Here is a 10,904-nt window from a genome sequence, read left to right as displayed (position 1 = left end):
TCTCCGAAGAGATAGATGATGTCGGCGAGATCGCCTTCGGAGGCGCTTGCGACCACGTCGGCGGCGGTCGGCCCCGACTGCGCCATCCGCATGTCGAGCGGACCGTCGAGACGGAAGGAGAAGCCGCGGCCGGCCTGGTCGAGCTGCATCGAGGACACGCCGACGTCCATCACGACACCGTCGATCGCCGCGACCCCTTGCGCGTCGCAGACCTCGGCAAGGTTGGAGAAGCGGTCCTCGACCAGCGTCAGCCGGCCCGCGGAGCGTTCGACCAGCTCGGCACCGCCGGCAATCGCGCTGCGGTCGCGATCGATGGCAATGAGGCGGGTTCCCGGCATCTCCAGGATCGCGCGGCTATAGCCGCCGGCACCGAAAGTGGCATCGACATAGACGCCGCCCTCGCGCGGGGCGAGCAGCGCGATGGCCTCAGGGCCCAGAACGGGGATGTGCGGAGCCGAGCTCATGCGCGACGCCAGCCGACTGCCGAACCTGACCAGGCGAGACCGGGGTCGAACAAGCCCATAACGCCTCGTATCGTTGCGCGTTGCGGCGGTTCCACGACAAAGCCCCTGTCCAACATGGTTACCGAGCCCGATCGTCCCGGGCCACAGACCCAGTGTTCCCAGTGGAATTTGTCGGGCAGCCATGGGATTTCGAGCCAAAATACGCTTTGGCCGCCTCCGGACGCAGGTCGGCTCTTCATCCCTCAGTAACGGCCCTTAGCGTTAAGAAAGCGTTGCGCGACTCGCGACAAGTCGAAAAGGTGGCGGTGCGGTGATGCGTCATCCACACACATCACCAAAATGGATCCGTTAACCGCACCACGCGATTGCGCACGGTGGAGGGTAAAGGAATAGTAAAGAGAAGGGCTTGCCCTACTCTCCGTTGCCTCGAGCTGCTCATGCCCTCCGGTTTGTCCATGCAGTCTGGATCCGATTCGAAGCGTCACCGCGTTCTCCCGGTTCCCAAAGCCGTGGCGAACCTGCGGACGTTCGAGCCTGACTCCTCGACCGTCTCGGACATCATCCCCTCGCCCAATTTCGGCGAGCGCAACAAGGGACGGCAGCCGGACATGATCGTGCTGCACTACACCGGCATGCCCGACGTCGAGGGCGCGCTGGCACGGCTGTGCACCGCGGGCACCGAAGTGTCGGCGCATTATGTCGTGCTGGAGGACGGCCGCATCGTGCAATGCGTGCCCGAGGCCAAGCGGGCCTGGCATGCGGGCGTCTCCTCCTGGGCCGGCGAGGACGACATCAACTCCTGCTCGATCGGCATCGAGATCATCAATCGCGGTCATGACTGGGGCTATCCGGAATATCCGCTGCGCCAGATCGCGGCCGTGATCGCATTGTGCCGTGGCATCATGCTTCGCCGCAAGGTGCCGGCGCACCGGGTGCTCGGCCATTCCGACGTCGCGCCCGCGCGCAAGAAGGACCCCGGCGAGAAGTTTCCGTGGCATTCGCTGGCCAATTCCGGCGTCGGCCATTGGGTCACCCCCGCCCCGATCGTGCGCGGCGAGAGCCTGATGCTCGGCACCATCAGCGACGCCGTGCTGAGCATGCAGCAGGCGCTCGCCAAGTACGGCTATGGCGTGCCCCTGAACGGCAAATACGACGCCGCGACGATGGAGGTCGTCACCGCCTTCCAGCGGCATTTCCGTCCGGCACGGTTCGATGGCGTCGCGGATCACTCGACGCTGTCGACATTGCAGGCCCTGCTGGCGAGCTTGCCGCCAGAGGGAACGACGGTGGCGTCGAAGTGACGGCGTAGCAGCACACGCCGTCATGACGAGACGCTCTTGCAACGGCGACGCGGGCGTCGCGATCTCGGCTTGACGAAACCGTCACAAATGCCCCATGCGTTATCAGTCAGTCGGCCGGACGGCCGCTCCGGCAGGCGCCGAAAGGCCGCCGGGGAGGAAAGTCCGGGCTCCCTTGACATGCGGTGCCGGATAACGTCCGGCGGGGGTGACCCCAGGGAAAGTGCCACAGAGAACGAACCGCCCGCCTTCGCCCTTCGGGGCTTCGGCGAGGTAAGGGTGAAAAGGTGCGGTAAGAGCGCACCGCGGTTCCGGCAACGGAGCCGGCATGGCAAACCCCACCGGGAGCAAAACCGAATAGGGACGGCATAGCGGGCTGTTCGCGAAAGCGATAACGCCGCGGGGCGATGTCAGGCCCGCCGTCCGGGTAGGTTGCTCGAGGCCATTTGCAAACATGGTCCCAGAGGAATGGCCGTCACGTATCGCGCGCGCAAGCGGGCGGTACCCTACAGAACCCGGCTTACAGGTCGGCTGATGTGCGACGAGGGGTTCGGTGCCAACGCATCGGGCCCCTCACCATTTTGGCGGCGCCCCGCCACTCACCGCCGTCATTCCGGGGCTCGCGAAGCGAGAGCCCGGAATCCATCGTGCAACAGAGACGGAGGAGAAATGGATTCCGGGCTCGTGCTGCGCACGCCCAGGAATGACGAGCGAGACTTTGGCCGGGCGCCCCGCCACTCACCAGCGTCATTCCGGGGCTCGCGAAGCGAGAGCCCGGAATCCATCGTGCAGCAGAGACGGAGGAGAAATGGATTCCGGGCTCGTGCTGCGCACGCTCCGGAATGACGGCTGCGAGCTATGCGACGATCTCGTTCAACACCTTCATCAGCGCCTCCGGCGCCGTGACATTCGGCGCGTGGCTCGCATCGAGCTCGACATAGCGCCAGCCATCCTCGTTCCTGGTGCGCTTCGCGAACTGGCCGAACACGTCGCCCGGCGGAATGCGCGTGCAATAGATGTAGCTGCGCGGCATCGCCGGCTCGCCGTGCCCGAGCCTCAAGCGTGTCTCGAAGCACTTGATCGGCATCGGGACACGGCGCGCGTTGAGCCAGTCGAGATCGGCTTGCGGGGTGTCGGGCGGCGGCGGATTCGGCGGGATGCGATAGCCGTCGCCGGCGGCTGCTGCCTTGCGCATCGGCTCGCGCCCGCCCTCGTTGAGATCGAATAGCGACTGTCCGTCACGCGGCACGAAGGCATCGAGATAGATCAGCTGCGTCACGCGCTCGCGCGCGCGATCGGCGACGCCGGTCGCGACCATGCCGCCATAGCTGTGGCCGAGCAGCACGATGTCGCTGAGATCCTCGAAGGCGATGACGTTGAGGATGTCCTGGATATGCGTGTCGAGATCGATCGCGGGGCTTGCCAGATGCGCGCGTTCACCGAGGCCGGTGTAGGTTGGCGCCACCAGACGATGACCGGCCTGCGCCATGAGCGGGTGCATCTTCTTCCAGGACCATCCGCCGGACCAGGCGCCATGACAGAGCAGGAAGGTCTTCGCGCGTGCGGCCATCGGCGTTTCCATCGTTCCTGTTGGTACGACGGAGTGTACTGGCCGGCCGCGCGATGTAAACGCCGCTCAGGCCGCGCGGGTATCCGCCTTGACCAGAACCGGTGCAAGCTCGCCGGCCTCGCGCCTCAGCTTGCTCGCCTCGAAACCGTGCATGCCGAGTTGCCATTGCAGCCCAACGATGGCGCCCTTGGTCGGTTGCAGCAACGCGAGCGAGGCGACCAGCGTCACCGGCAGCCACACCGCGAGTTGCAACCATTCCGGCGGCGCATAAGCGGCCTCGACCGCGAGAATCGCCGGCACCACGAGATGGCCGACCACGACCATCACGAGATAGGCGGGAAAATCGTCGGCGCGCTGATGAAACAGCTCCTCGCCGCAATGGTCGCAGCTGTGGGCGACCTTCAGGAAACGGCCGAACATGTGCCCTTCCCCGCAATTCGGACATTTGCCGCTGAAACCGCGCCACATCGCCTTTGCCAGAGAGACCGGCGCCAGAGAGACCGACATGACCACACCTCTTCCTTTTCGATGATCCATACAATAATATCCTACATCCATACATTCAAAGGATATGGGGTTACATTGCATGGATTGGACCCCTACAATCTCCGAGCTGAGCGGCCCTCGCTATCAGCGCATCGTCGACGCCATGGAAGCCGACATTGCCGCCGGCCGGCTGGTGCGCGGCCAGCAATTGCCGACCCAGCGCGCGCTCGCAAAATCCCTCGGCATCGACCTGACCACGGTGACGCGCGCCTACACCGAAGCGCGGCGCCGCGGCATCATGGAAGCCCGCGTTGGACAGGGCTCGTTCGTGTCGGAGACCAGCGCGCGCCGCGCGGTCGACCTGCCGCATCCCGTCGCGATCGACCTGTCGATGAACGTGCCGCCGCATCCGCTGGAGGCGCAGCTCGACGAGCGCATCATCGCCGGCATGGAAGCCATCCGCGCGCAGTCGGGCCTGACGGCGCATCTCAACTATCAGCCGCCCGGCGGCAGCGCGCATGAGCGCGAGGTCGCGGCGCGCTGGCTACGCTCACGCGTTCCGCATGCGCAGGCCGACAGGCTCGTGATCTTTCCAGGCACGCAGACGATCCTGTTCAACCTGCTCGCCCATGTCGCGCGGCCCGGCGAAACCGTGCTGACCGAAGCCCTCACCTTCCCAGGCATCAAGGCCGCCGCGGCCCGGCTCGGCGTCAAGCTCGTCGGCGTCGCCATGGACGAGGGCGGCATCCTGCCGGATGCGCTGGCAAAGGCCTGCCGCGTGCACAAGCCCAAGGCCGTCTATCTCATTCCGACGCTGCACAACCCGACCACCGCGACGCTGTCCGCCGAGCGGCGCGGCGCCGTCGCGAAGATCATCCGCGATGCCGGCACCATCCTGATCGAGGACGACGCCTACGGGCTGCTGGACCGCTCGGCCTCGCCGATCGCGAACCTCATTCCGGAGCAAACCTATCTCGCGACCACGCTGTCGAAATGCATCGCGCCCGCGTTGCGCGTCGCCTATCTGGTGACGCCCGACGGCGACACCCAGCGTGACATGCGCGCCTCCTTGCAGGCAACCGTGCAGATGCCGGCGCCGCTGATGGTCGCCCTGGTGACGCATTGGATCGAAAGCGGCATTGCCGATCGCATCATCAGCGCCATTCGCAGCGAGGCGGTCGGCCGCCAGCAGCTTGCGCAACGCACGCTGAAGGGTTTTCAATTCCTGGCCAAGCCCGCCGCTCATCATCTGTGGCTGCGGCTGCCGGAAGGCCGGCCCGATCTCGCGGCACATCTGCTGCGGAACGGCCTTGCGATCGTCGCGGGCGATGCCTTCACGGTCGACGGATCGCCGCCGCATGCGGCCCGCGTCTCGCTGGGGGCGGCGCGCAACAGATCGGAACTCGCGGAGGCGCTGCGCATCCTGATCGGCGCGCTGCAGAAGCCCGCCGACACCAGGCAGATCGTCTAAAGCACGATGAGATTGGGTGAATCGTCATCGCGCTTGAGGTTGTCGTCGACGCATTGATCCGGAAAACCGCTTCGCACTTTTCCGGTTCATGCTTCGGATCATCGACGATGATGGCGATGGGAAGAGCGCGCGACCGGTGCCATCGGTGACGGATAGGCCTGTGATGCATACGCATCGCGCGGCATTGCCTGCTGACCGAGAGCCGCGCGGCCGGCGGGCGTGAGTTGGCCGCCGTTCAGCACGTCACGGTCGGGATGGGCGGCCTGATAGGCCGCAGGCTCCGAAAATTGCGCCTGGGCCATCGTCGGCATCAACGCCGCTGCCAGCAGCGCGGCTGCAGCGGCCATCTTGGTGCGGGTCATCGTCATTCTCCATATCGCCCTTCAGCACTGGCCGATCCGGACCAATGATCGCATGTGGCGGTCAAGGATTGAAGTACGGCCATCATGTAGGTGCGTCTTTCGCGAATGCCCGAACGCCGCAGATCACGCTTGCGTGCAGGATGGATTGACCTGCAAGGCGGCAGGCATGTTATGCGAGCGATGGCGATCGAAAATCCGGGATCGCCCCTCGCCACAAGGCTAATCTGTTGGAAACGCTCACCTACGTCCTGCTGCTGTTCGGCGCCCTGGCCGGCGGATTCGTTTCGGGCCTCGCCGGGTTCGGCACCGCGCTGATGGCGCTCGGCATCTGGCTCTACGTCCTACCGCCCTCGCTTGCGGTCCCCCTGGTGCTGATCTGCTCGGTGATCGCGCAGACCTCGACGCTGCCCTCAATGTGGAAAAGTTTCGACCTCTCGCTGGTTTGGCCGTTCCTGATTGGAGGTCTGCTCGGCGTGCCGCTCGGGACCATGCTGGTCGCCACGGCCGATCCGAAGGTATTCAAGCTGAGCGTTGGTGTGCTGCTCCTGATCTTTTCGAGCGCGCTGTACCTCAACAAGAGACCCCTCGCCTTCAAGTTCGGCGGCAGGATCGCCGACGGCGCGATCGGCTTTGCCGGCGGCATTCTCGGCGGCCTCGCCGGTCTGTCGGGCCCGCTGCCCATCCTTTGGGCCAACATCCGCGGCTGGAACAAGCACGAGCGGCGCGGCATCTTCCAGCTCTTCAACTTCACGGTGCTCGCCACCGCGCTGGCGTTGCAAACGGCATCAGGCCTGGTCGAGCTGAAAGTGGTCTGGCTCGCACTGGTCGCGTTTCCGGGCACGCTGATCGGCGCATGGGCCGGCGCCAAGGTCTATCACGCGCTGAGCGACAAGCACTTTGGCGATGTCGTGCTCGGCCTGTTGTTCCTGTCGGGCCTGGGCCTCGTCTGGAGCAGTGTTGGCACGCACTGAAGCGCGACGACGTTTGAATCGTCATCGCGCTTTCCCATTTCATCCTTTGACAGCGCGTTGCCGGGGCCTTCGCCCCGCCGCCGCGCGCCTCACTCCGCTGCGATCTGTCCGAGCTCCACCACCTGGCGCTCGAACAGGCCGCGATAGATGCCGCCTTGCCTGGCTGCGAGCACGGCATGCGTGCCCTGCTCGACGATCTCGCCGCGGTCGAACACCAGGATGCGATCGAGGCTCCTCACCGTCGACAGGCGGTGCGCGATCACGATCGAGGTCCGGCCTTTCATCAGCCGCTCCATCGCCTGCTGGATCAACGCCTCCGATTCCGAATCGAGGCTCGACGTCGCCTCGTCCAGGATCAGCACCGGCGCATCCGCCAGGAACGCGCGTGCCAGCGCCACGCGCTGCCGCTCGCCGCCCGACAGCTTGACGCCGCGCTCGCCGACCAGGGTGCCGTAGCCCTTAGGCAGGCGCAGGATGAAGTCATGCGCGTTGGCAAGCCGCGCCGCCTGCTCGATCGCCTCGAGGCCGGCGCCCGGCCGGCCATAGGCGATGTTCTCCGCGAGCGTGCGGTGGAACAGGATCGGCTCCTGCTGCACGATCGCGATCTGGCTGCGCAGCGATTGCTGCGTGGCGTGCGCGATGTCCTGCCCGTCGATCAGCACGCGGCCGCCGGTGACGTCGTAGAGGCGCTGCACCAGCTTGACGAAAGTGGTCTTGCCGGAGCCGGAGCGGCCGACCAGGCCGACGCGCTCGCCGGCGCGGATCCTGACCGACAAGCCGTCGTACAGCGGCGCGCGATGGCCGCCATAGTGGAACGTGACGTCGTCGAACACAATCTCGCCGCCCTCGATCGCGATCGGCCGCGCGTCGGGTGCATCGGCGATCCCGATCGGCTCGTCATGGATCGCCACCAGTTCGTCCATGTCGTTGACCGAGCGTTGGAGGTTGTTGATGTGCATGCCGACGTCCCGCAAATAGGCGTGGATGATGTAGTAGCTTGTCAGCACATAGGTGACGTCGCCGGGCGAGGCGTGGCCCGCCATCCACAGCAGCACCGATCCGCCGATCACGGACGCGCGCAGGCACAGCAGCAGGGACAGCTGCGACATCGCCGTGTAATTGTAGCGGTACCAGGTCCGCCGCACGCGCACGCGCCAGCGGTTGATGACACCGGCAAGCCGCGTGTCCTCCCGCGCTTCCGCGCCGAAGGATTTCACCACCGCGTTGCAGGTCAGCGCATCCGCCAGCGTGCCGCCGACCTTGGTGTCCCAGGCATTGGAGACGCGGGCCGCCGGTGCGATGTAGCGGGTCGAGAGCACCACCGTGATCGTGACGTAGAAGATCGCCCCGATCGCGATCACCACGCCGAGCGAGGCCCAGTGCATTCCGATCAGGACCATCGAGCCCACCAGCACCAGCAGCGAGGGCGCCAGCGCCATCAGGATGGTGTCGTTGAGCAGGTCGAGCGCCCACATGCCGCGGGTAATCTTGCGCACCGTGGAGCCGGCAAAGGAGTTCGCGTGCCAGTCGGTCGAGAAGCGCTGCACGCGGTTGAACGCCTGCTGTGCGACCTCCGACATGGTTTTCAGCGTGAACGGCACGATCGCCTGCAGCCCGACCAGGCGCAGCACCACGGAGGCCGCGCCCAGCGCCACGATGGCGCCGAACGCGACCAGCGCGGCGTGCCGCGCATCGGGGTCGGAGGGACCGCGAGTCAGCGCATCGACCAGATGTCCGGAGAATACCGGCATGAACAGGTCAGCGACGGTTGCACCGAGCAGGCCGCCGGCCACGACAAGGCCGCGCCAGGGCTGCTTCAGCCAGTGCCGGAATACGAAGGGCAGCACCACGCGAATCGCCGCGGGCTTCTTGGACAGAGCGGTCATGACATCACCCGGCCGCACGCGCGGACCGGCTCCAACGATGGACGCAGACCGGCCACGAAGGCCGAACGGCGTCACTTAAGACTGATTTTGACTTGGGAGGTGGAGCGATCGGGACGCCGGGTCGAAACCCTGGCCCAATCGAAGCTGGCGGAAGAGGCCTCTAGCAGGCCGCGTACATTCCGAGCCGAGCGATCATCGAGCGCGGGCGTACGATCTGCGAATGCGACGAAATCATGCAAATCCCTCCCGGTTCAAATGAATGAGGTGCGCTTTATAGATGTACCGTTTTCGATTTGCAACGGGGCCCGTGCGAGATCACGCACGAGTGTTGCAATTTGGTGCGCGGCGCCGCCGCTACTCTCCGCCGTCATGCTCCGCGAAGGCGGAGCATCCAGTACGCCGCAGCTTCTCGGTTCTAGCCGCGCTGTCTCGGCGGACTGGGTCGCCCGATCAAGCCGGGCAATCGCATATGGAAGCAACCTCGCCTGTGGCCATCCTTCGAGACGCCCGCCGTTGGCGGGCCCTCAGGATGAGGACCGAGCGTGTTGCGCTAGTTTCAACGAGCACCGATGCTGCTTAGCCTCATCCTGAGGGCCCGCCGGAGGCGGGCGTCTCGAAGGACGAGGCGCGCGCTCAGTTCACGCAAAGCACCATATGCGATTGCCCACGACACCGGATCTGTGGCTCGATCAATGCGCGTCGCCGCCGGCGCCGAACGGCGAGGCCGGCTTGTCGAGCAGCGCGACCAGCAGGCTGAGGCCGAGATAGAACAGCGTCAGCGTGAGGAACACGTCGCCGAAACTCATCACCACGGCCTGGCGGTGCACGATCTGGCTGAGCTGCTTCATCGCCATCAGCGCGGAATCCCCGAGCCCCTGGAATTTCTGCATGAACATGGTCAGCGTTTCGGTCGCGGTCGCATTGCCCCAGGTCACGCGCTCCTGGAGGCGGGTGATGTGCAGGTCGGTGCGGTCGTTGAGCACGGTGTTGATGACGGCAAGGCCGACCGCGCCGCCGAGATTGCGCATCAGGTTGAACAGCCCGCTCGCGTTCTTCACCTTCTCGGGCGGCAGCGTGCCGAGCGCGACATTGTTGGTCGGCACCATCGCGAACATCATGCCGATGCCACGCAAGATCTGCGGCACCAGCAGCTCGTAGAAATCGTAATCGCGGGTGATCCAGGTCATCTGATAGGAGCCGATCGCGAACACGATCAGCCCGAACGCGATCATATAGCGCATGTCGACCTTGGCCATGAGCCGGCCGACCAGCGGCGCGACCAGGAACATGGTGATGCCGGAGACGAACATGGTCTCGCCGATCATCAGCGCGCTGTAGCCCCGCACCTGGGCGAGATAGAGCGGATATACGTAGGTCAGTCCGTAAAGGCCGATGCCGATGCAGAATTGCAGGGTGCAGCCGACGGCGAAATTGCGGTCGGAGAAGGTGCGCAGATTGACGATCGGCTCCTCCGCCGTGAACACGCGCCAGAAGAAGGCGATCGCCGAGATCGCGCAGATCCAGGCGCAGACCGCGACCGAGGTATCCTGCATCCATTCATATTGCGGGCCTTCCTCCAGCACATATTCCAGCGTCCCGAGGAAGCTGGCCATGAACAGCAGGCCCCACCAGTCGAAGCGATCGAGCAGCTCGAAATGCGGCTCGTCGAAATCGACCAGCGCCAGGACGCCGATGGTGATGCCGATCCCCGGCACGACGTTGATGAAGAACAGCCAGTTCCACGACATCAGGTCGGTGATGTAGCCGCCGACCGTCGGCCCGATCGTGGGTGCGAGGGTTGCGACCAGCCCGATGATGGGGCCGACGATGTGGAATTTCGTGCGCGGAAATACGGTGTAGGCCGAGGCGAACACCGTCGGGATCATGCCGGCGCCGAGGAAGCCCTGCAGCGCGCGCCAGAGGATCATCTCCTCGATCGTGGTGGCGAAGCCGCAGAGCAGGCTCGCGGCGGTGAAGCCGGCTGCCGAGATCGCGAACAGCAGCCGGGTGCCGAAGGCGCGCGACAGGAATCCGGACAGAGGAATCGCGATCACCTCGGCGATCAGATAGGCGGTCTGGACCCAGGAGACTTCGCTCGAGCTCGCCGACAGCCCGGCCTGGATCTCGCTCAAGGAGGCCGAGACGATCTGGATGTCCAGGATCGACATGAACATCCCGAACACCATGATGATGAACGCGAACAGCCGCTTCGGCGCAATGCGCTCCGATGCGGGATCCGCCATCATGGCAGGCGAAGCGGTGGTGGCGGTGGCCATGTGTCAGCTCGAACTGGAGCGGCGGGCTATTGCCTCTCCCGCTTGCGGGAGAGGTCGACGCGCTCGGAGAGCGCGGCGGGTGAGGGCTTTCTCCTCTGGGGGAGTGTCCCTGGAGGAGAC

Annotated in this window: 9 protein-coding genes and 1 other RNA gene; 4 read left to right on the top strand and 6 right to left on the bottom strand. The window is 65.4% G+C overall.

Going from position 1 to position 10,904, the window contains the following annotated elements; translation table 11 throughout:
* On the bottom strand, positions 1–464 hold a 464-nt coding region (mraW, locus tag JHD07_RS20985; RefSeq protein ID WP_291625378.1), incomplete at its 3' end, for a 16S rRNA (cytosine(1402)-N(4))-methyltransferase.
* A gap of 518 nt (positions 465–982) precedes the next feature.
* On the opposite strand from mraW, the gene JHD07_RS20980 reads away from it, so the two are divergent.
* Both JHD07_RS20980 and rnpB read left to right on the top strand, forming a co-directional pair.
* Positions 983–1,765 (top strand): N-acetylmuramoyl-L-alanine amidase, encoded by a 783-nt coding sequence (locus JHD07_RS20980; RefSeq protein ID WP_291625379.1) that lies wholly within the window; start codon positions 983–985, stop codon positions 1,763–1,765.
* Positions 1,766–1,871: 106 nt separating this feature from the next.
* Positions 1,872–2,301: RNase P RNA component class A (gene rnpB, locus JHD07_RS20975), an RNA gene on the top strand.
* Between the two features lie 317 nt (positions 2,302–2,618).
* Here the strand turns inward: rnpB and JHD07_RS20970 are convergent.
* On the bottom strand, positions 2,619–3,332 hold the full coding sequence (locus JHD07_RS20970; protein WP_291625377.1) for an alpha/beta hydrolase: 714 nt from the start codon (positions 3,330–3,332) through the stop codon (positions 2,619–2,621).
* A gap of 66 nt (positions 3,333–3,398) precedes the next feature.
* On the bottom strand, positions 3,399–3,869 hold the full coding sequence (locus tag JHD07_RS20965; RefSeq protein ID WP_291625376.1) for a DUF983 domain-containing protein: 471 nt from the start codon (positions 3,867–3,869) through the stop codon (positions 3,399–3,401).
* 49 nt (positions 3,870–3,918) lie between these two features.
* Between JHD07_RS20965 and JHD07_RS20960 the strand changes: the two genes are divergently transcribed.
* Positions 3,919–5,289 carry a PLP-dependent aminotransferase family protein gene (locus tag JHD07_RS20960; protein WP_291625375.1) on the top strand — a complete coding sequence of 457 codons (1,371 nt, stop codon included), beginning with the start codon at positions 3,919–3,921 and terminating at the stop codon, positions 5,287–5,289.
* 98 nt (positions 5,290–5,387) lie between these two features.
* Here JHD07_RS20960 and JHD07_RS20955 read toward each other — a convergent pair whose 3' ends face one another.
* A complete protein-coding gene (locus JHD07_RS20955) occupies positions 5,388–5,651 on the bottom strand; it encodes a hypothetical protein (protein WP_291625374.1) in 264 nt (87 codons plus the stop codon).
* 227 nt (positions 5,652–5,878) lie between these two features.
* Here JHD07_RS20955 and JHD07_RS20950 point away from each other — a divergent pair, with 227 nt between their 5' ends.
* The gene (locus JHD07_RS20950) at positions 5,879–6,622 is read left to right on the top strand and encodes a sulfite exporter TauE/SafE family protein (RefSeq protein ID WP_291625373.1); all 744 of its coding nucleotides are present in this window, start codon (positions 5,879–5,881) and stop codon (positions 6,620–6,622) included.
* A gap of 89 nt (positions 6,623–6,711) precedes the next feature.
* Here JHD07_RS20950 and JHD07_RS20945 read toward each other — a convergent pair whose 3' ends face one another.
* Together JHD07_RS20945 and JHD07_RS20940 are read right to left on the bottom strand one after the other, a co-directional pair.
* Positions 6,712–8,508, bottom strand: coding sequence for an ABC transporter ATP-binding protein (locus JHD07_RS20945; RefSeq protein ID WP_291625372.1), 1,797 nt, complete (start codon positions 8,506–8,508; stop codon positions 6,712–6,714).
* A 689-nt stretch (positions 8,509–9,197) separates the two neighbouring features.
* Positions 9,198–10,784 (bottom strand): DHA2 family efflux MFS transporter permease subunit, encoded by a 1,587-nt coding sequence (locus tag JHD07_RS20940; RefSeq protein ID WP_291625371.1) that lies wholly within the window; start codon positions 10,782–10,784, stop codon positions 9,198–9,200.
* Positions 10,785–10,904 lie beyond the last annotated feature (120 nt).

Source organism: Bradyrhizobium sp. (assembly GCF_016462955.1).
Classification (GTDB): Bacteria; Pseudomonadota; Alphaproteobacteria; order Rhizobiales; family Xanthobacteraceae; genus Bradyrhizobium.
The sequence above is the reverse complement of the archived record's forward strand: the minus strand, read 5'-3'. Positions and strand labels throughout refer to the sequence as shown.

Bases quoted from the DNA above. Each gene is read 5' to 3' on its own strand.
- JHD07_RS20965 (WP_291625376.1), bottom strand. From the start codon at position 3,869: ATGGATCATCGAAAAGGAAGAGGTGTGGTCATGTCGGTCTCTCTGGCG.
- JHD07_RS20960 (WP_291625375.1), top strand. From the start codon at position 3,919: ATGGATTGGACCCCTACAATCTCCGAGCTGAGCGGCCCTCGCTATCAG.
- JHD07_RS20945 (WP_291625372.1), bottom strand. From the start codon at position 8,508: ATGACCGCTCTGTCCAAGAAGCCCGCGGCGATTCGCGTGGTGCTGCCC.
- JHD07_RS20970 (WP_291625377.1), bottom strand. From the start codon at position 3,332: ATGGCCGCACGCGCGAAGACCTTCCTGCTCTGTCATGGCGCCTGGTCC.
- JHD07_RS20940 (WP_291625371.1), bottom strand. From the start codon at position 10,784: ATGGCCACCGCCACCACCGCTTCGCCTGCCATGATGGCGGATCCCGCA.
- JHD07_RS20955 (WP_291625374.1), bottom strand. From the start codon at position 5,651: ATGACCCGCACCAAGATGGCCGCTGCAGCCGCGCTGCTGGCAGCGGCG.